Annotated in this window: 19 protein-coding genes; 7 read left to right on the top strand and 12 right to left on the bottom strand. The window is 66.8% G+C overall.

Annotated features, from left to right (window positions below):
- Positions 1 to 13: 13 nt before the first annotated feature.
- The 5 genes from hisC to mtnA form a co-directional block, all read right to left on the bottom strand.
- Complete coding sequence (hisC, locus tag SBP02_RS08440; protein ID WP_318645937.1) at positions 14 to 1,123, bottom strand: histidinol-phosphate transaminase; 1,110 nt, start codon at positions 1,121 to 1,123, stop codon at positions 14 to 16.
- A 92-nt stretch (positions 1,124 to 1,215) separates the two neighbouring features.
- Positions 1,216 to 2,322: a prephenate dehydratase gene (gene pheA / locus SBP02_RS08435; protein ID WP_318645936.1), complete on the bottom strand. Its 1,107-nt coding sequence runs from the start codon at positions 2,320 to 2,322 to the stop codon at positions 1,216 to 1,218.
- Complete coding sequence (serC, locus tag SBP02_RS08430) at positions 2,322 to 3,407, bottom strand: 3-phosphoserine/phosphohydroxythreonine transaminase (protein ID WP_318645935.1); 1,086 nt, start codon at positions 3,405 to 3,407, stop codon at positions 2,322 to 2,324. The genes pheA and serC overlap by 1 nt, the downstream gene beginning before the upstream one ends.
- A gap of 94 nt (positions 3,408 to 3,501) precedes the next feature.
- Complete coding sequence (gene gyrA / locus SBP02_RS08425; protein ID WP_318645934.1) at positions 3,502 to 6,255, bottom strand: DNA gyrase subunit A; 2,754 nt, start codon at positions 6,253 to 6,255, stop codon at positions 3,502 to 3,504.
- A 223-nt stretch (positions 6,256 to 6,478) separates the two neighbouring features.
- On the bottom strand, positions 6,479 to 7,555 hold the full coding sequence (gene mtnA, locus SBP02_RS08420) for an S-methyl-5-thioribose-1-phosphate isomerase (protein WP_318645933.1): 1,077 nt from the start codon (positions 7,553 to 7,555) through the stop codon (positions 6,479 to 6,481).
- Between the two features lie 233 nt (positions 7,556 to 7,788).
- Between mtnA and SBP02_RS08415 the strand changes: the two genes are divergently transcribed.
- Complete coding sequence (locus SBP02_RS08415; RefSeq protein WP_318645932.1) at positions 7,789 to 9,111, top strand: TRZ/ATZ family hydrolase; 1,323 nt, start codon at positions 7,789 to 7,791, stop codon at positions 9,109 to 9,111.
- Between the two features lie 120 nt (positions 9,112 to 9,231).
- Complete coding sequence (gene ubiG, locus SBP02_RS08410) at positions 9,232 to 9,930, top strand: bifunctional 2-polyprenyl-6-hydroxyphenol methylase/3-demethylubiquinol 3-O-methyltransferase UbiG (protein WP_318645931.1); 699 nt, start codon at positions 9,232 to 9,234, stop codon at positions 9,928 to 9,930.
- 52 nt (positions 9,931 to 9,982) lie between these two features.
- Here ubiG and SBP02_RS08405 read toward each other — a convergent pair whose 3' ends face one another.
- Positions 9,983 to 10,108, bottom strand: a complete 126-nt coding sequence (locus SBP02_RS08405) for a hypothetical protein (protein WP_318645930.1) — start codon at positions 10,106 to 10,108, stop codon at positions 9,983 to 9,985.
- Between the two features lie 88 nt (positions 10,109 to 10,196).
- Here SBP02_RS08405 and mupP point away from each other — a divergent pair, with 88 nt between their 5' ends.
- The 3 genes from mupP (at position 10,197) to SBP02_RS08390 (ending at position 12,852) form a co-directional block, all read left to right on the top strand.
- On the top strand, positions 10,197 to 10,868 hold the full coding sequence (mupP, locus tag SBP02_RS08400) for an N-acetylmuramic acid 6-phosphate phosphatase MupP (protein WP_318646321.1): 672 nt from the start codon (positions 10,197 to 10,199) through the stop codon (positions 10,866 to 10,868).
- A 91-nt stretch (positions 10,869 to 10,959) separates the two neighbouring features.
- Positions 10,960 to 11,700 carry a YciK family oxidoreductase gene (locus SBP02_RS08395; RefSeq protein WP_318645929.1) on the top strand — a complete coding sequence of 247 codons (741 nt, stop codon included), beginning with the start codon at positions 10,960 to 10,962 and terminating at the stop codon, positions 11,698 to 11,700.
- A 225-nt stretch (positions 11,701 to 11,925) separates the two neighbouring features.
- Positions 11,926 to 12,852 carry a GGDEF domain-containing protein gene (locus tag SBP02_RS08390; protein ID WP_318645928.1) on the top strand — a complete coding sequence of 309 codons (927 nt, stop codon included), beginning with the start codon at positions 11,926 to 11,928 and terminating at the stop codon, positions 12,850 to 12,852.
- Between the two features lie 55 nt (positions 12,853 to 12,907).
- Here the strand turns inward: SBP02_RS08390 and rluB are convergent, their stop codons facing one another.
- The 4 genes from rluB to SBP02_RS08370 form a co-directional block, all read right to left on the bottom strand.
- Positions 12,908 to 14,002 carry a 23S rRNA pseudouridine(2605) synthase RluB gene (gene rluB / locus SBP02_RS08385; protein ID WP_318645927.1) on the bottom strand — a complete coding sequence of 365 codons (1,095 nt, stop codon included), beginning with the start codon at positions 14,000 to 14,002 and terminating at the stop codon, positions 12,908 to 12,910.
- Between the two features lie 161 nt (positions 14,003 to 14,163).
- Positions 14,164 to 14,949 (bottom strand): SMC-Scp complex subunit ScpB, encoded by a 786-nt coding sequence (gene scpB / locus SBP02_RS08380; RefSeq protein ID WP_318645926.1) that lies wholly within the window; start codon positions 14,947 to 14,949, stop codon positions 14,164 to 14,166.
- Position 14,950: 1 nt separating this feature from the next.
- On the bottom strand, positions 14,951 to 15,649 hold the full coding sequence (locus tag SBP02_RS08375; RefSeq protein ID WP_318646320.1) for a segregation and condensation protein A: 699 nt from the start codon (positions 15,647 to 15,649) through the stop codon (positions 14,951 to 14,953).
- Positions 15,650 to 15,791: 142 nt separating this feature from the next.
- Positions 15,792 to 17,006, bottom strand: coding sequence for a tryptophan--tRNA ligase (locus tag SBP02_RS08370; protein ID WP_318645925.1), 1,215 nt, complete (start codon positions 17,004 to 17,006; stop codon positions 15,792 to 15,794).
- A gap of 204 nt (positions 17,007 to 17,210) precedes the next feature.
- Here SBP02_RS08370 and SBP02_RS08365 point away from each other — a divergent pair, with 204 nt between their 5' ends.
- Positions 17,211 to 17,567, top strand: a complete 357-nt coding sequence (locus SBP02_RS08365) for a PA2779 family protein (RefSeq protein WP_318645924.1) — start codon at positions 17,211 to 17,213, stop codon at positions 17,565 to 17,567.
- 58 nt (positions 17,568 to 17,625) lie between these two features.
- Here the strand turns inward: SBP02_RS08365 and SBP02_RS08360 are convergent, their stop codons facing one another.
- Together SBP02_RS08360 and SBP02_RS08355 are read right to left on the bottom strand one after the other, a co-directional pair.
- Positions 17,626 to 18,252 (bottom strand): L-threonylcarbamoyladenylate synthase, encoded by a 627-nt coding sequence (locus SBP02_RS08360; RefSeq protein ID WP_318645923.1) that lies wholly within the window; start codon positions 18,250 to 18,252, stop codon positions 17,626 to 17,628.
- Positions 18,253 to 18,265: 13 nt separating this feature from the next.
- Positions 18,266 to 19,129, bottom strand: a complete 864-nt coding sequence (locus tag SBP02_RS08355) for a PHP domain-containing protein (RefSeq protein ID WP_318645922.1) — start codon at positions 19,127 to 19,129, stop codon at positions 18,266 to 18,268.
- Between the two features lie 155 nt (positions 19,130 to 19,284).
- On the opposite strand from SBP02_RS08355, the gene SBP02_RS08350 reads away from it, so the two are divergent.
- Positions 19,285 to 19,584 (top strand): YciI family protein, encoded by a 300-nt coding sequence (locus tag SBP02_RS08350; RefSeq protein WP_318645921.1) that lies wholly within the window; start codon positions 19,285 to 19,287, stop codon positions 19,582 to 19,584.
- Positions 19,585 to 19,612: the final 28 nt, after the last annotated feature.

Below are 19,612 nucleotides of genomic sequence, written 5' to 3'. Positions count from 1 at the left end.
GCCTTGACCTCGCTCACGCGTCCAGCACCTTGGTCAGGGCCGCGAGGAAGCGGCTGTTCTCCTGCTCCGTGCCGATCGACACCCGCAGATGATGGGGCATGCCGTAACCGGCCACCGGGCGAACGATCACCCCTTCGCGCAGCAACGCCTGGTTGAGCGCGGCGGTATCGCGGCCAAAATCCACCGCGATGAAGTTGCCCCGCGACGGAATCCAACTCAGCCCCAGGGCGCGCAAGCCCTCCTCCAGCTGCACCATGCCGGCGTCGTTGGCCTGGCGACTACGCTGCAGGTAGTCGTCGTCATCCAGCGCGGCGCAGGCCGCGGCCAGGGCCAGGCTGTTGACGTTGAAGGGCTGGCGCACGCGATTGAGCACCTCGGCGACCTGCACGGAACTGACGGCGTAACCGACCCGCAACGCCGCCAGGCCGTAGGCCTTGGAGAAGGTGCGCGATACCAGCAAGTTCGGGTATTGGGCCAGGTAGTCGAGGCCATTGGGCAACTCGTCGCCCCGGGCATACTCGATATAGGCCTCGTCCAGCACCACCAGCACGCTCTCCGGCACCTGGGCGAGGAAGTCGCTCAACGCCTGCGGGCCGAACCAGGTGCCCGTGGGGTTGTTGGGGTTGGCGACGAACACCACGCGGGTCTGGGCGTCGATAGCCGCCAGCATGGCCTCCAGATCGTGACCGAAGTCCCTGGCCGGCACCGCCCTGCCCTCGGCGCCGACCGCCTGGGTGGCGATGGGGTAGACGGCGAAGGCGAACTGGCTGAACACCGCATTCAGCCCCGGCGCCAGGTAGGCGCGGGCGACCAGGTCGAGCACATCGTTGGAACCGTTGCCGAGGGTCACCTGAGCGGCCTGCACGCCGCAGCGCTCGGCCAGGCGGCGCTTGAGCTCGAAGCCGTTGCCGTCGGGATAGCGGGTCAGCTCGGCCAGCTCGCCACGGATGGCCTCCAGCGCCTTGGGGCTGGGGCCCAGGGGGTTTTCGTTACTGGCCAGCTTGACGATGCCGGCCGGGTCGATATTCAGCTCGCGCGCCAACTCGTCGACCGGCTTGCCCGGCACGTAGGGCGACAGCTTCTGTACGCCTGGCTGGGCCAGGGCGAGGAAATCACAGCTCATTGCTTGCCTCTTGTCGATCCGCCCGCACAGGCCGTGCGTCGCGATGGAGCCGCCGCTGCCCCGGGCCCGCGCCCGGGACTGGCGCCGGCGACCTAGAGCACCGCCTTGGGGTAGGAGCCCAGCACCTTGAGGGCCACGGCTTCCTGATTGATCTTCTCCAGCACGTCCTTGATCAGCGGATCGCGGTGATGGCCGACGAAGTCGATGAAGAACACGTAGGTCCACTTGCCGCTGCGCGACGGCCGGGTCTCGATACGGGTCAGGTCGATGCCGTTGTTGTGGAAGGGCACCAGCAGTTCGTGCAGCGCGCCCGGCTTGTTGCGCATGGACACGATGACCGAGGTCTTGTCGTCGCCGGTCGGCGGCACTTCCTGGCTGCCGATGATCAAAAAGCGCGTGGAGTTGTCCGGGCGGTCCTCGATCTTCTCCGCCAGCTTGGTCAGGCCGTAGAGGTTGGCCGCCATGTCGCCGGCGATCGCCGCCGAATTCCACTCGCTCTTCACCCGTTTGGCCGCATCGGCATTGCTCGACACGGCGACGCGCTCGACGTTCGGGTAGTGCGCATCCAGCCATTTGCGGCACTGGGCCAGGGACTGGGCGTGGGAGTAGATGCGGGTGATCTTGTCGGTCTTGGTGGTTTCGCCCACCAGCAGGTGGTGGTGGATGCGCAGCTCGACCTCGCCGCAGATGACCATGTCGTGCTCGAGGAAGCTGTCCAGGGTGTGGTTGATCGCCCCCTCGGTGGAGTTCTCCACCGGCACCACGCCGAAGTTGACCGCGCCGGCGGCCACCTCGCGGAACACCTCGTCGATGGCCGCCATCGGCACGCTGATCACCGCGTGACCGAAGTGCTTCATCGCCGCGGCCTGGGAGAAGGTCCCCTCGGGGCCGAGGTAGGCGACCTTGAGCGGGTTCTCCAGGGCCAGGCAGGAGGACATGATCTCGCGGAACAGACGCGCCATCTCCTCGTTGTCCAGCGGCCCCTTGTTACGCTCCATGATGCGCTTGAGCACCTGGGCCTCGCGCTCGGGGCGGTAGAACACCGGCTTCTCGCCTTCCGGCAGGGCCTTCATCTTGACCCGTGCGACTTCCTCGGCGCAGCGCGCGCGGTCGCTGATCAGCTCGAGAATCTTCTCGTCGAGACTGTCGATGCGCAGGCGCAGGGCCTGCAGTTCCTGCTCGGAGATTACTTCCGTCATCAGCCGTGCTCCTTCTCGAACTCGGCCATGTAGGCCACCAGCGCCTGCACAGCGTCGAGGCCCACGGCGTTATAGATGGAGGCGCGCATGCCGCCGACCGAGCGGTGGCCCTTGAGATTGAGCAGGCCGCGGGCCTCGGCGCCGGCGAGGAACGGCTGATCCAGGCGCTCGTCGGCCAGGCGGAACGGCACGTTCATCCAGGAGCGGGCATTCGTGGCGATCGGGTTGCTGTACAGCTCGCTGCTGTCGATGGCCCCGTACAGCAGGTCCTTCTTGGCGCGGTTGCGCTGCTCCATGGCCTCGACGCCACCCTGCTCCTTGAGCCACTCGAACACCAGGCCCGACAGGTACCAGGAGAAGGTCGCCGGGGTGTTGTACATCGAGCCGTTGTCGGCGGCGACCTTATAGTTGAGCATGGTCGGGCAGGCACTGCGGGCGCGGCCGAGCAGGTCCTCACGCACTATCACCACCACCAGGCCGGAAGGACCGATGTTCTTCTGCGCACCGGCATAGATCAGGCCGAACTTCGACACATCGATCTCACGCGAGAGGATGTCCGAGGACATGTCCGCCACCAGGGGCGCCTCGCCGGCCTCGGGAATCCAGTCGAACTCCAGTCCGCCGATGGTCTCGTTCGGCGTGTAGTGCAGGTAGGCGGCACCCTTGGACAGCTGCCACTCGTTCTGCCCGGGGATGGCGAAGTAGTCGTAGCCCTTGGCGCTGGCGGCGACATTGATGTTGCCGAAGCGGCGCGCCTCTTCGATGGCCTTCTTCGACCAGATACCGGTGTCGATGTAGTCGGCCACGCCGTCTTCCGGCAGCAGGTTCAGCGGGATCTCGGCGAACTGCTGGCTGGCGCCGCCCTGGAGGAACAGCACCTTGTAGTTCGAGGGGATGGCGAGCAGCTCGCGCAGGTCCTGCTCGGCCTTGGCGGCGATGGCCATGTACTCGTCGCTACGATGGCTCATCTCCATCACCGACAGGCCCCTGCCCTGCCAGTCGAGGAGCTCCGCCTGGGCGCGCTGCAGAACAGCTTCCGGAAGCGCGGCCGGGCCGGCGCAAAAGTTAAAGGCTCGCTTGCTCACATCCACTCTCGCTCAAATGTTGCGCGGACAGGCCCGTCATGGACATCCGCCGATTCCTACGCCGCGACGGGCGGGAGCATCCCGCCCAGGCGCATCATTCCTCGCCGAGCGGGCTCTCGTCGGCCGCTCCACCTTCCGCCTCGGCCGCCATCGCAGCCATGGTCTCGTCCTCGTCCAGCTCCTCGTCCTCTTCTGCGGACGGCTCCTGCACGCGCTCCAGGCCCACCAGCTTCTCGTCCTTGGCCAGCTTGATCAGGGTCACGCCCTGGGTATTGCGCCCCAGGCTGGAGACCTCGCCGGCGCGGGTACGCACCAGGGTGCCCTGGTCGGAAATCAGCATGATCTCCTCGCCGTCGAGCACCTGCACCGCACCGACCAGCGGGCCGTTGCGCTCGTTGCTGACCATGGCGATGACGCCCTGGCCGCCGCGCCCGCGGCGCGGGAACTCGGCCATCTCGGTGCGCTTGCCGTAGCCGCGCTCGGAGGCGGTGAGGATCTGCGCGCCGGGCTCGGGAATCAGCATGGAGATGATCTGCTGGCCTTCGGCCAGGCGCATGCCGCGTACGCCGCGGGCGGTACGGCCCATGGTGCGCACGTGCTTCTCCTTGAAGCGGATGACCTTACCGCCGTCGGAGAACAGCATCACCTCACGGGCACCGTCGGTGACGGCGGCGGCGATCAGGGTGTCGTCTTCGTCCAGCTTCAGGGCGATCAGGCCGGTGCTGCGCGGTCGGCTGAACTGCACCAGCGGAGTCTTCTTCACCGTGCCCTTGGCGGTGGCCATGAAGATGTAGGCGCCGGTCGGCTCGTCCTGCTCATCGTCGGCTGTTTCGCCATCGCCGTCCTCGACCACTTCGCCTTCGATCACCTCGCCTTCCAGCGCCTCGTCCAGTTCCTCCTCGGACTCGGCGCTCTGCTGCAGGGCCTCCAGGTCGATCTGCAGCATCGCGGTGATGCGCTCGCCCTCGTCCAGCGGCAGCAGGTTGACCAGCGGACGGCCGCGGGCGGCGCGGGAGGCCTCGGGAATCTCGTAGGTCTTCAGCCAGTACACCTTGCCCTTGCTGGAGAACAGCAGCAGGGTGGCATGGCTGTTGGCGACCAACAGGTGCTCGATGTAGTCCTCGTCCTTGATCCCGGTCGCCGACTTGCCCTTGCCGCCGCGGCGCTGGGCCTGGTAGGCGGCCAGCGGCTGGCTCTTGGCATAGCCGCCGTGGGAAATGGTCACGACCCGCTCTTCTTCGGTGATCAGGTCGGCCAGGGTCAGGTCCAGGCGGGTGTCGAGGATCTCGGTGCGACGGGCATCGCCGAACTCGGCCTTGACCGCTTCCAGCTCCTCGCGGATGACCTCCATCAGACGCACCGCGTCGGTGAGGATGCGGATCAGCTCGCCGATCTGGGTGAGGATTTCCTGGTACTCGGCCAGCAGCTTCTCGTGCTCCAGGCCGGTCAGGCGGTGCAGGCGCAGGTCGAGAATGGCCTGGGCCTGCTCCGGCGACAGGTAGTACTTGCCGTCGCGCAGGCCGTACTGGGGGGGCAGGTCCTCGGGACGGCAGGCTTCGGCGCCGGCGCGCTCGACCATGGCCTCCACCGCGCTGGACTCCCAAGCAGTGGAGATCAGCGCCTCCTTGGCTTCGGCCGGGGTCGGCGAGGCCTTGATCAGGGCGATCACCGGGTCGATGTTGGACAGCGCCACCGCCTGGCCTTCGAGGATGTGCCCGCGCTCGCGCGCCTTGCGCAGCTCGAACACGGTACGCCGGGTCACCACCTCGCGGCGGTGCAGGATGAAGGCCTCGAGCATGTCCTTGAGATTGAGCACCTTCGGCTGGCCGTCGATCAAGGCCACCACGTTGATGCCGAACACGCTCTGCATCTGGGTCTGGGCATAGAGGTTGTTGAGGATCACCTCCGGCACCTCGCCGCGGCGCAGCTCGATGACGATGCGCATGCCGTCCTTGTCCGACTCGTCGCGCAGCTCGGTGATGCCCTCGAGCTTCTTCTCCTTGACCAGCTCGGCGATCTTCTCGATCAGCCGCGCCTTGTTCAGCTGGTAGGGCAGCTCGGTGACCACGATCTGCTGGCGGCCGCCGACCTTGTCGATGTCCTCGACCTCGGCGCGGGCACGGATATAGATACGTCCCCTACCCGTGCGATACGCCTCGATGATGCCGGCGCGGCCGTTGATGATCGCCGCGGTCGGGAAGTCCGGGCCGGGGATGTACTGCATCAGCTCGTCGACGCTCAGCTCGCTGTTGTCGATCAGCGCCAGGCAGCCGTCGATGACCTCCGAGAGGTTATGCGGCGGGATGTTGGTGGCCATGCCCACGGCGATACCGCTGGAGCCGTTGACCAGCAGGTTGGGGATCTTGGTCGGCATGACCGCGGGGATCTGCTCGGTGCCGTCGTAGTTCGGCACCCAGTCCACGGTTTCCTTGTGCAAGTCGGCCAGCAGCTCGTGGGCCAGCTTGGTCATGCGCACTTCGGTGTAACGCATGGCCGCGGCGTTGTCGCCGTCCACCGAACCGAAGTTGCCCTGGCCGTCGACCAGCAGGTAACGCAGGGAGAACGGCTGGGCCATGCGCACGATGGTGTCGTACACCGCCGTGTCGCCGTGGGGGTGGTACTTACCGATCACGTCACCGACCACACGGGCGGACTTCTTGTACGGCTTGTTCCAGTCGTTGCCCAGCTCACTCATTGCGAAGAGCACGCGACGGTGCACGGGCTTCAAGCCATCGCGCGCATCCGGCAGGGCCCGCCCGACGATCACGCTCATCGCGTAGTCGAGGTAGGACTGCTGCAGTTCGTCTTCGATATTGACCGGGAGGATTTCTTTGGCCAGTTCGCCCATGAGTAGCCTGGTTCCTTTTTCTGGTGAAACTCCGCCCCATTCATCCTGAACGACGCGAAGCTTGCCGCCGTGGCCCTAGGCCAGCAACGACTCACGACAAATCAATGAGTTATGCCATGTATCTGCGCAGTCGAGGCGCCCGCGAAGGGCACCCCTGAAAACCGCCGGAGTGTACCACAATCACCGCCCCGCACCTATCCCCAGGCCCGGCCCGGGCAACCACTCAGTGCAGGCGCTTGCGACACATCAGCTGGGCCATCTTCGCCGCGTCGGGACGCTCCACCACGCCCTTCTCGGTGACGATGAAGTCGATCAGGTCGGCAGGGGTCACGTCGAACACCGGATTGACCGCGTCGACGCCCGCCGCCACGTGCCTGCCGCCCACCTCCAGCAGCTCGCGACCGTCGCGCTCCTCGATGGGGATGTCCTCGCCACTCTCCAGGGCCATGTCGATGGTCGAGCTGGGCGCCACCACCATGAAACGCACGCCGTGGTGCATGGCGTTGACCGCCAGCTGGTAGGTGCCGATCTTGTTGGCCACGTCGCCGTTGGCGGTGATGCGGTCGGCGCCGACTATGACCCAGGTGATGCCCTTGGTCTTCATCAGATGGGCCGCCGCCGAATCGGCGTTCAGGCTCACCGGCACCCCCTCGTTGGCCAGCTCCCAGGCGGTCAGGCGCGAGCCCTGCAGCCAGGGCCGGGTCTCGTCGGCATAGACGCGTTCGACCAGGCCATCGAGGTAGGCGGCGCGAATCACCCCCAGCGCGGTCCCGAAGCCGCCAGTGGCCAGCGCCCCGGTATTGCAGTGAGTCAGCAGGTTCTGCTGGTTACCCTGGTGCTTGCGGATCAGCTCGACGCCGAGCTGCGCCATGGTCAGGTTGGCCTCGCGGTCGCTCTGATGGATGCCGTGCGCCTCGGCCTCCAGCGCCAGCAGCGGGTCCTCGCCCTCCTTCAAACGCTCCAGGCGCTCGCGCATGCGATTGAGCGCCCAGAACAGATTGACCGCGGTCGGCCGCGAATCGGCCAACACCTGGAAGTCCTCCTCCAGCGCCGCACGCCAGTCGCCGCCCGCCGCCAGCCGCGCCCGAGCGCCCAGCACCAGGCCGTAGGCGGCGCTGATGCCGATGGCCGGTGCACCGCGCACCACCATCGCCCGAATCGCCTCGGCCACCTCGGCAGCCGAGCGATAGGTGTGCCAGACTTCCTCGAGCGGCAACACGCGCTGATCGAGCAGATGCAGCGCACCCTCGCGCCACTCGATAGCCTTGACCTTCTCGGCCGCCAGCAATTGCTCGCGCATGACCCACCTCGCAGTCCCAAAGAAAAAGCCGACCATTATACGCAGATGCACGGCACGCCCAAGCCCATGTCGACACCACAGGAAAGGGCTGCACCCTTCACCAGGCGCAGGCAACCACAGCACTCCAAGCCTAGTTCGCCACGCAGCCAGACGGCCAGCGTCGGGGTTTCGGCTTCAAGCCCGCGACATTCCCCTATAAACTCGCCCTTTTCAGCCCGCCGGAAGCCCACCCCATGTCCGCAGCCCCACTCGACCTCCTCCTGCTCCCCACCTGGCTGGTGCCGGTGGAACCGGCCGGCGTGGTGCTGCACGAGTACGGCCTGGGCATCCGCGACGGGCGCATCGCCCTGCTCGCCCCCCGCGCCGAAGCCCTCAAGCAGCCAGCCCTGGAAGTGCGCGAACTGCCGGGCCGCCTGCTGACGCCGGGCCTGGTCAACGCCCACGGCCATGCCGCCATGACCCTGTTCCGCGGCCTGGCCGACGACCTGCCGCTGATGACCTGGCTGCAGGAGCACATCTGGCCCGCCGAGGCCAAATGGGTGGATGAGGACTTCATCCGCGACGGCACCGAACTGGCCATCGCCGAGCAGCTCAAGGGCGGCATCACCTGCTTCTCGGACATGTACTTCTTTCCCGCGGCCACCAGCGAACTGGTGCACAAGAGCGGCATTCGCGCCCAGATCACCATTCCGGTGCTGGACTTCCCCATCCCCGGCGCCCGCGATGCCGATGAAGCGCTGCGCAAAGGCCTGGAGCTGTTCGACGACCTCAAGCAGCACCCGCGCCTGAAGGTGGCGTTCGGCCCCCACGCCCCCTACACCGTGAGCGACGACAAGCTGGAGAACATCCGCATGCTCGCCGAGGAGCTGGATGCCGGCATTCACATGCACGTGCAGGAGACCGCCTTCGAGGTGCAACAGAGCCTCGAACTGCACGGCGCGCGCCCCCTGGCACGCCTGGCACGCCTCGGCCTGCTCGGCCCGCGCTTCCAGGCCGTGCACATGACCCAGGTCGACGATGCTGACTTGGCGCTGCTGGTGGACAGCAACAGCAGCGTGATCCACTGCCCCGAGTCCAACCTCAAGCTGGCCAGCGGCTTCTGCCCGGTAGAGCGGCTCTGGCAGGCCGGCGTCAACGTCGCCATCGGCACCGACGGCGCGGCCAGCAACAACGACCTGGACCTGCTCGGCGAGACCCGCACCGCCGCCCTGCTGGCCAAGGCCGTAGCCGGCTCGGCCACCGCCCTGGACGCCCACCGCGCGCTGCGCATGGCCACCCTGAACGGTGCCCGCGCCCTCGGCCTGGACACGCAGATCGGCTCGCTGGAACCGGGCAAACTCGCCGACCTGACGGCCTTCGACCTCTCCGGCCTGGCCCAGCAACCGGTCTACGACCCGGTCTCGCAACTGATCTATGCCAGCGGGCGCAACTGCGTCGAACATGTCTGGGTGGCCGGCAAGTCGCTGCTCGACGGCGGCCGCCTGACCCGTCTGGACGAACAGCGCATCGTCGCCAATGCCTGCGCCTGGGGCGCGAAAATCGCCGGCCGGGCATAGGCGCTGCGACAAACTGACATACATTGAGCCACCCGCGAGCGCGCACCGCACGCGAGGAAACTGGCACCATAGGCGCCCGAGTCCCGAACCTCCGGCCTGCCGCTCTACCCAGGAAACCCCATGAGCAACGTCGATCACGCCGAAATCGCCAAATTCGAAGCCCTCGCCCACCGCTGGTGGGATCGCGAGAGCGAGTTCAAGCCGCTGCACGACATCAATCCGCTGCGGGTCAACTGGATCGACGAGCGCGTCGGCCTGGCCGGCAAGCGCGTACTCGACGTCGGCTGCGGCGGCGGCATCCTCAGCGAGGCCATGGCCCAGCGCGGTGCAAGCGTCACCGGCATCGACATGGGCGAGGCGCCGCTGGCGGTGGCCCAACTGCACCAGCTGGAGTCCGGGGTGTCGGTGGAGTACCGGCAGATCACCGCCGAGGTGATCGCCGCGGAACTGCCCGGGCAGTTCGACGTGGTCACCTGCCTGGAGATGCTCGAGCACGTGCCGGACCCGGCCTCGGTGATCCGCGCCTGCCACACCCTGGTCAAGCCCGGCGGCCAGGTGTTCTTCTCCACCATCAACCGCAACCCCAAGGCCTACCTGTTCGCGGTGATCGGCGCCGAATACCTGCTGCGCCTGCTGCCGCGCGGCACCCACGACTTCAAGAAGTTCATCCGCCCCTCCGAGCTGGGCGCCTGGAGCCGCGCCGCCGGCCTGGAGGTCAAGGACATCATCGGCCTGACCTACAACCCGCTGACCAAGCACTACAAGCTGGAAGCCGACGTCGACGTCAACTACATGATCCAGACCCTGAGGGAGGCCTAGGGCGTGCCATTGGTTATTTCCCTGCTGCGTTGCCGTCAGAAAACCGGCCAGGCTAGGCGCTGGCCGCAGGCAATGGTTGTTCCATTGCCAAGGACAGCAACAACGCATGGCCGATTTTCTGACGCAACCCATAGGGCCGGGTCTGTTTGGGCACGATGCGGCGTTTCTCGCCGCTCATTTGGAACAACCAAACTTCACGGCTCGTGCCTTGCCTCGCGCCAAAACAGACTCCGGCGCAGCGAGGGAAATAGCCAATGACACGCCCAATGCGTCTGCGCGCGGTTCTTTTCGACATGGACGGCACCCTGCTCGACAGCGCGCCGGACTTTATCGCCATCTGCCAGGCGATGCGCGCCGAACGCGGCCTGCCCCCCATCGCCGACAAGCTGATTCGCGACCAGATCTCCGGCGGCGCCCGTGCCATGGTTGCCGCCAGCTTCGCCCTGGACCCGCAGGACGCGCTGTTCGAACCCCTGCGCCTGGAATTCCTCGAGCGCTATCAGCAGCATTGCGCCGTACTCACCCGCCCGTTCGACGGCATCGAACAGCTGCTCGCCGACATCGAGCGGGCCAGACTGATCTGGGGGGTGGTCACCAACAAGCCGCTGCGCTTCGCCGAACCGATCATGCAGCAACTGGGCCTGGCCAAACGCTCGGCCATTCTAATCTGCCCGGATCACGTGACCCGCAGCAAACCCGACCCGGAACCCATGACCCTGGCCTGCAGCCGCCTGGACCTGGAGCCGGCCAGCGTGCTGTTCGTCGGCGACGACCTGCGCGACATCGAGTCGGGCCGCGCCGCCGGCACTCGCACCGCGGCGGTGACCTATGGCTACATCCACCCCGAAGACAACCCGAGGAACTGGGGCGCCGACGTGGTGGTCGACCACCCGCAGGAGTTGCGCGCCGTGCTCGATCGCGCGCTGTGTTCCTGCTGAGGGGCCGCGCCACAGATTCTTCGGTGCGCTCGGCCGCCCCGGGCCAACCACTAAACTCAGCCACTACCACGCATAAACGAGGCGCTTCCCCATGTTCGACTATTCCGCCCGTCCCGACCTACTCAAGGATCGCGTGATTCTGGTCACTGGCGCCGGCCGCGGGATCGGCGCCGCCGCCGCCCAGACCTTCGCCGCCCATGGCGCCACCGTGCTGCTGCTGGGCAAGACCGAAGAACACCTGAGCAAGGTCTACGACGCCATAGAAGCGGCCGGCCACCCGCAACCCGCGGTGATCCCCTTCAACCTGGAAACCGCCTTGCCGCACCAGTACGACGAGCTGGCGGCGATGATCGAGCGTGAGTTCGGCAAGCTCGACGGCCTGCTGCACAACGCCTCGATCATCGGCCCGCGCACGCCGCTGGAGCAGCTCTCCGGCGACAACTTCATGCGCGTGATGCAAGTCAACGTCAACGCCACCTTCATGCTCACCAGCACCTTGCTGCCGCTGCTCAAGCTCGCCCCGGACGCCTCGGTGGTCTTCACCTCCAGCAGCGTCGGGCGCAAGGGCCGCGCCTACTGGGGCGCCTACGCGGTGTCCAAGTTCGCCACCGAGGGCCTGATGCAGGTGCTGGCCGACGAACTCGACGGCATCGCCAGCGTGCGCGCCAACAGCGTCAACCCGGGCGCCACCCGCACCGACATGCGGGCCCAGGCCTACCCGGGCGAGAACCCGGCGAGCAACCCGGCGCCCGAGGCGATCATGCCGGTCTACCTGTACCTGATGGGGCCCGACAGCAACGGTGTCAACGGTCAGGCCTTCGACGCCCAGTGAGGGCTTCGCCGCTCGCCAGGGCGGCAAAAAATTGGCGCATCGCCGCTCACCGGCAGAGGATTGCCGCCCAATAATCATGGCAAACAGCCATTAGCGGCCAGTGGCCTTTATGCGCAACACATAAAGGCCTGAATTAAAAAGCTTTTCCGCCGAATATGAACCTTTGGCACGATATTCGCTCCTACCCCTCTGTCCACGCACTAAAGCGCCAGAGGTTTAGCGTTTATGGGTCCTTCGAGCCAGACCAACACCATAGATTTCGATGCAGCGAAGCTGAAGCGCCTGGGCTTTTCCAATCAGCACACCCGCCCCCTGCACCGAACCAACCTAGCCCAACTGCGCCAGCAGCTCGCCCTGCAGCTGCAGACCAGTCTGGACACCGAGCGCGTGCTCTCGCTGTTCTTCGCCGCCGTGCAGCGCCTGGTGCCCCTGGATGCCCTGAGCTACCAGCAGCCGATCAGCGATTTGCGCCTGGAACTGGGTGAGCGCGCCAGCCACTCTGCCGCCTACCGCCTCAGCCATGACGGCGAGTATCTCGGCGAGCTGGTGTTCCGCCGCAAGCTGCGCTTCAGTGACGAGGAGCTCGCTCAGCTGGAGTCGCTGCTGGCCAGCCTGCTGTTCCCCCTGCGCAATGCCCTGCTCTATCGTGCGGCCATCCAGGACGCCCTGCGCGACCCGCTGACCGGTACCGGCAACCGCATCGCCATGGACCAGACCCTGGCGCGCGAGGTCGAGCTGGCGCGGCGCAACCTGTTGCCGCTGTCCTTGCTGATGCTGGATCTCGACCACTTCAAGCAGGTCAACGACAAGCATGGCCACGGCGTCGGTGACGAAGTCCTCAAGGCGGTCGCCACCACCCTGAAGAGTCAGCTGCGCAACGTCGACATGGTGTTCCGCTATGGTGGCGAAGAGTTCCTCGTGCTGTTGTCCGGCACCCCTCGCGAGGCCGCCGGGATGATCGGCGAACGCCTGCGCCACGCCGTGCTGGAACTGCAGTGCCTGGACCAGGGACGGCCCATCGAGCTGTCGATCAGCCTCGGCTGCGCCACCCTGCTGCCCGGTGAAGCGGCAGACAGCCTGCTACGCCGCGCCGACAGCGCGCTCTATGTCGCCAAGCGCGACGGCCGCAACCGCCTGACCATGGCCGGCTGATACGACCAAAACGAAAAAAGGGGCTCGATGAGCCCCTTTTTCCGCGGCCGTCCGCTTACTGCGGCTTGCGGCTACCGCGGCCGGCCCCCGGACGCTGACCCTCTCCGCTCGGCTGACCGCGACGCTTGCTCGGCGCCGCCGCTGGCTTGCGGGCCGGGCGCTCGGCCAGCTCCACGCCCGGGCGCTTCTTGCGTACGTCCTGAGGACGCTCGGCCACCGGCGTGCCCCGCCCGGAACGGCTCGACTCGGCCTCGGCCGGCCCGCCATGGGCCGGGCGCAGGGTACGCGGCTGACGCTCGTCGCGGCCGACCGGCTTGGCCGATTTGCGCTGCAGGCGGTCGAGCTTGTCGCGCACCTTCTCCTTCATCTGCGGCAAGGCCTGGGGCTTGAGGCCGACCTCTGCGCTGAGGATGTCCACCTCGCGCTGGCTCATTTCCCGCCAGCGCCCCATGGTCAGGTCGGAGGTCAGGAACACCGGACCGAAGCGCACCCGCTTCAGGCGGCTGACCACCAGCCCCTGGGACTCCCACAGGCGGCGCACCTCGCGGTTGCGCCCTTCCATCACCACGCAGTGATACCAGTGGTTGAAGCCCTCTCCCCCCGGCGCCTCCTTGATGTCGGTGAACTTGGCCGGGCCATCCTCGAGCATCACCCCGGCCTTCAACCGCTCGAGCATCTCCTCGTCGACCTCGCCGCGCACGCGCACGGCATACTCGCGATCCATCTGGTAGGAGGGATGCATCAGGCGATTGGCCAGCTCACCGTCGGTGGTGAACATCAGCAGACCGGTGGTGTTGATGTCGAGGCGGCCGATATTGATCCAGCGTCCGTCCTTCGGTCGCGGCAGGCGGTCGAACACGGTCGGCCGGCCCTCGGGATCGTCGCGGGTGCAGATTTCGCCATCGGGCTTATTGTAGATCAGCACGCGGCGCACGCTCTCCGCGGCCTCTTCGCGCTTGATCAGCCGACCATCGACGGCGATGGCGTCATGCAGGTCGACCCGCGCGCCGAGGCTGGCGGTGACGCCATTGACCTTGACCCGGCCCTGCTCGATCCAGGCCTCGATTTCCCGACGCGAGGCCAGCCCCATGCGGGCCAGGACCTTTTGCAGCTTCTCGCCAGCGGGGCTGTGTTGTTCGCTTTCACTCATCTGGGCACCTCCCGGTGTTGCTCTAGTGAGGGACGACGGTATGTCGTCGAAAGGGCGGGCATCATACGCCGTTCACCGGCCACGCGCACGGACTGAGGCTGGTCGCAAGGTGACTGCCCGTCGGTTTTCCAACGAGCGCCGAGCCGAGGCCGCTGCCGCGCTCAACGCCCGCCGAGATCGGCTTCGTCCGCCGGCTCCCCTAGCTCTTGCGGAGCGCCGTCCGAGGCGGCTTCCGGCAAGTCGTCGAAATCGCTCTTGAGCCCCTGCTCCATGGCGTCCAGTTCGGCCAGCAGGCTGCCGAAGCTGGTTTCCCCGCGCACCTCTTCGGCCGGCATGTCGCTCGCCAGGTCGGCACGTGCCTGCAGCCCGGCCGGCACCGCCGGATCATCGTCCAAGGGCAGCGGCTCGGGCTCCAGTTCGCGCAGCGCCGCCAGCGGCGGCAGCTCGTCGAGGCTCCTGAGGTTGAAATGGTCGAGAAAGGCCTTGGTGGTCGCAAACATCGCAGGCCGGCCCGGCACGTCGCGATGGCCGACCACGCGGATCCACTCGCGCTCCAGCAGGGTCTTGACGATCTGGCTGTTGACCGCCACCCCGCGTACATCCTCGATCTCGCCGCGGGTGATCGGCTGGCGGTAGGCGATCAGCGCCAGGGTCTCCAGCATGGCCCGGGAATAGCGCTGCGGGCGCTCCTCCCACAGGCGGCCGACCCAGGGGGCGAAGCGCTCGCGCACCTGCAGGCGGTAACCCGAGGCCACCTCCTTGAGTTCGAAGGCACGTCCCTCGCAGGACTGGCGCAGCAGCTCCAGGGCCTCCCTGAACACCGTCGAGGGCGGCCGTTCGCGCTCCTCGAACAGCTCGAACAGACGCTCCAGGGATTGCGGCTTGCCGGAGGCCAGGAGGAAGGCCTCCAGCAGGCCGGCCAGTTCGCGGGGATCGCTCAGGTTCATGTCATTCGGCTCGCGCACGTACGTGGATAGGCCCGAAGGCCTCATTCTGCACCAGCTCGACCAGGGATTCCTTGATCAGCTCGAGCACCGCCATGAAGGTCACCACCACCCCCAGACGCCCTTCCTCCGCGGCGAACAGCTCGACGAAGGGCACGAAGGCGCCGCCCTTGAGGCGCTCGAGTACTTCGCTCATGCGCTCGCGGGTGGACAGCGCCTCGCGGGTCACCTGGTGGCTCTCGAACATGTCGGCCCGCCGCAACACCTCGGCCATCGACAGCAGCAGCTCTTCCAGGCTGACGTCCGGCAGCAGCTTGCGCGCCCGCGCCTGGGGCGCCTCCAGATGCGGCACCGTGTGATCGCGGCCGACCCGCGGCAACAGGTCGAGCCCCTCGGCCGCGGCCTTGTAGCGCTCGTACTCCTGCAGGCGGCGGATCAGCTCGGCGCGCGGGTCCTCTTCGTCTTCCTGCGCCTCGCTGGAGCGCGGCAGCAGCATGCGCGACTTGATCTCCGCGAGCATGGCGGCCATCACCAGGTATTCGGCGGCCAGCTCCAGGCGCACCGACTGCATCAGCTCGACATAGCCCATGTACTGCCGGGTGATCTCCGCCACCGGAATGTCCAGCACGTCGATGTTCTGCTTGCGGATCAGGTACAGCAGCAGGTCCAGGGGTCCCTCGAAGGCCTCGAGAAACACCTCCAGCGCATCCGGCGGGATATACAGGTCCAGCGGCAGCTCGGTGACGGCCTGGCCATAGACCAGGGCGAACGGCAACTCCTGCTGGGCGCCGGCCTGGCTATCGACGGGTGCATCGGGCGGCGCTGGCTTCATGGGCAGAATCGACTCAGCGGTAGTTCAGGCCCATGGCCAGACGCACTTCGGCCAGGGTCTCGCGCGCCTCGTTGCGCGCGCGCTCGGCGCCTTCGGCGAGGATGCGCCGGACCAGATCGGGGTCGCTCTGGTAATCCACGGCGCGCGCCTGCAGCGGCTTCAGTTCCTCCTGCACCGCTTCGATCAACGGCCCCTTGCACTCCAGGCAGCCGATCCCCGCACTCGTGCAGCCCTGCTGCACCCACTCGCAGGTCTGCTCGCTGGAATACACCTGATGCAGGGGCCACACCGGGCAATGCGCCGGGTTGCCGGGGTCGCTGCGGTGCACCCGGGCCGGGTCGGTCGGCATGCGGCGGATCTTCTCCTCCACCTCGACGGCGCTGTCGCGCAGGAAAATCGCGTTGCCGTTGCTGTTGGACATCTTGCCGCCATCCAGTCCCGGCAGCTTCGGCGCTTCGCCGAGCAGGGCCTGGGGCTCGGGCAGCAGCACCTTGCCGCCGCCCTCCAGGTAGCCGAACAGGCGCTCCTTGTCGCCCAGGGTGATGGTTTGCTGCTCCTTGAGCAGCGCCCGGGCGGTCTCCAGGGCCTCGACATCGCCCTGCTGCTGGAAGGCCTTGCGCAGGTTGTTGTACAGCGTCGCGGTCTTCTTGCCGAGCTTGCCGATGGCCGCCTCGGCCTTGTCCTCGAAACCCGGTTCGCGGCCGTACAGGTGGTTGAAACGCCGCGCCACCTCGCGGGCGAACTCGATGTGCGCCACCTGGTCGGCGCCGACCGGCACCACCCCGGCGCGGTACAGCAGGATGTCCGCCGCCTGCAGCAGGGGGTAGCCGAGGAAGCCGTAGGTGCCGAGGTCCTTGCCCCGGGGTTGCTCCTGCTGCTCCTTGTAGGACGGCACCCGCTCCAACCAGCTGAGCGGGCAGATCATCGACAGCAGCAGATGCAATTCGGCGTGCTCGGGCACCTGGGACTGGATGAACAGGGTCGCGGAGCTGGGGCTGACACCGGCGGCCAGCCAGTCCACCGCCATGTCCATGACGTGCTGGGAGAGCTGGCCGACCTGTTCATAGTCGGTGGTGAGCGCATGCCAGTCGACGATGCAGAAATAGCATTCGTAGGCGTGCTGCAACTTGACCCAGTTCTTCAGCACACCGTGATAGTGGCCGAGGTGCAAACGGCCACTGGGGCGCATGCCAGACAGCACGCGGCGCTCGGAGTCAACAAGGCTCAAACCGGTTTACCTGAAGGTTCCCACAAAGGGGCGAAGTATAGCGGGGCCGAAGGCCACAACGAAACCAAGGACGCGGGAACCGGCCGACCGGCGCACCTGTCCAAATTACGATGCCATCTGGCGCATGCAGTGAGGCGCGCGGGCAGCTCTCCGCACAGCCCCAGGCGGCTGCCCGCGGCTACCATCCCGCCCTGGGAGAATCGCATGAAAATCTTCGCCAAGACCTTGGGGCTCGTCTTCCTGATCCTCTGCCTAGGCGCCGCCCTGCAGATGCCGGCCCATGCACAGATGATCGGCACCGCCGAAGTCCTTGCCGCACAAACCGACCCGGCCGATCGCGACGCACTACGGCAGTTTCTCGATCGCCACGACGTCGCCGAACAACTGCAAGCCATGGATGTGCCTGCCGTAGAGGCGCGCAAGCGGGTCGATGCACTGACCCCCGCAGAGGCAGCCAGCCTCGCCCAACGGATCGATGCATTGCCGGCCGGCGGTGCGCTGAGCGGCAGCGATGTGATCATCATCTTGCTGGTGGCGATTCTGGTGGTGCTGATTCTCTGAACACCGGCTGAACGGTCCGCGTAAAGTGCCGCGCGCCTACTGGCTCACAGCACCGGCACTAGTCCTCGACGAACGGCTTCGGGTCGCCGCAGCCTATGCGCAGCACCTGTGCCTCGTCCTCGAGCAGGCTGACCACGGTCGATGCCTCCAGCCCGCCAACGCCGCCGTCGATGATCAGGTCGACCTGATGCTCGAGAATCTGGCGCATCTCATGGGGATCGCTCAGCGGCAGCGTATCACCCGGGAGTATCAGGCTGATACTCATCAGCGGCTCGCCGAACTCCTCCAGCAGCGCCAGGGCGATCGGATCACCCGGCACACGCAGGCCAATGGTACGGCGCTTGGGGTGCAGCAACATGCGCGGCACCTCGCGGGTGGCATTGAGGATGAAGGTGTAGGGACCCGGGGTATGGTTCTTCAGCAAGCGAAAGGCGCCGGTGTCGACCTTGGCGAACAGGCTGAGCTGGGACAGGTCGCGGCACAACAGGGTGAAATTGTGCTTGTCGTCGAGCTGGCGCAGGCGGCGGATGCGCTCCAGTGCGTTCTTGTCGCCGATACGGCAGCCAACCGCATAACAGGAGTCGGTCGGGTAGATCACCACGCCGCCCGCCCTGATGATCTCCACCGCCTGCCTGATCAGGCGCAACTGCGGGTTTTCCGGGTGAACCTGGAAAAATTGACTCACACTAACTCCCTGTTCAGATTGCGGCAGACTGCTGGACATTTCGAAAACGCGCCCAAAGGGGCGGGAGGTCTTGCGGAACGGGGCGGTACATCCCCAGCTCCGACCACTCGCCAGGTGCATGGAAATCGCTGCCGGCGCTCACCAGCAGACCGAATTCACGGGCCAGGATCGCCAGGCTGCCCACCTGCTCGGCCGGCTGCATGCCATTGACCACCTCCAACGCATGACCGCCGGCCTGGACGAAATCGGCAATCAGCTTGCGCCGCTTACTACGAGTAAAGTCGTAGTGCCACGGGTGTGCCAGGCTGATCCAGGCGCCGGCCTGGCGCAGGGTAGCGACGGCCTGCTCCAGAGTCGGCCAGTGCTGTTTGACGTCGCCCAATTTGCCCGAGCCGAGCCACTTGCGAAAGGCCTCGGCACGATCCTTGACGTGCCCGGCGCGCACCAGAAACTCGGCGAAATGCGGGCGGGCCGGGGCGTTGCCGCTGTCCCCCAACGCCTGCTGCACCGCCCGCGCGCCCTCCAGGGCACCCGGCATGCCCTTGGCCTCCAGGCGCCTGGCAATTTCCTCGGCACGCAGCCAGCGCCCCTGATGCAGGTCGTCAATCGCCTGACACAGGGCCGGCGCGTCGCAGTCGAAGGCATAACCCAGCACATGGATGGTTGCCCCCCCCCAGGTGCAGGACAGCTCGATGCCGCTGACCAGGCGCATATCCAGGGATTGTGCGGCCGCGCGCGCTTCAGCCAGCCCTTCGAGGGTGTCATGGTCGGTCAAGGCGAGCAGCCTGACGCCCCGCTCATGCGCCCGAGCGACCAGCACGGCAGGCGCCAGTGCGCCGTCGGAGGCCGTGCTGTGGCAGTGCAAATCAACTTCCATAGGAGCATTTTCCGAATATTTATGTTTGTTATTATGCCGTCACCTGCCGGCTTGCGCCGCCACAACGCGACATTTCCTCGACTCGCCCCATCGCCGCCAACTGCCTGCAAGCTGCACCTGTCGGCCAGTTCGCCAGACGCCAACAAGGACCCGAAATGCTCTACGCCATCATCGCCACCGACGTCGAAAACTCCCTGGAGAACCGCCTGGCCGCCCGCCCCGCCCACCTCGCGCGGCTGGAGCAGCTGAAGCAGGAAGGCCGCCTGGTCCTCGCCGGCCCGCATCCGGCGATCGACAGCAACGACCCGGGCCCCGCCGGCTTCACCGGCAGCCTGATCGTCGCCGAGTTCGACTCCCTCAACGCGGCACAGAGCTGGGCCGACGCCGATCCCTACCGCGCCGCCGGCGTGTATGCCTCGGTGCAGGTCAAGCCCTTCAAGTTGGTCCTGCCGTAACCAGAACAACAGCCACGCTGCACACCGA

Origin of the sequence: Pseudomonas benzenivorans, assembly GCF_033547155.1 — a bacterium.
Lineage (GTDB): Bacteria > Pseudomonadota > Gammaproteobacteria > Pseudomonadales > Pseudomonadaceae > Aquipseudomonas > Aquipseudomonas benzenivorans_B.
The sequence above is the reverse complement of the archived record's forward strand: the minus strand, read 5'-3'. Positions and strand labels throughout refer to the sequence as shown.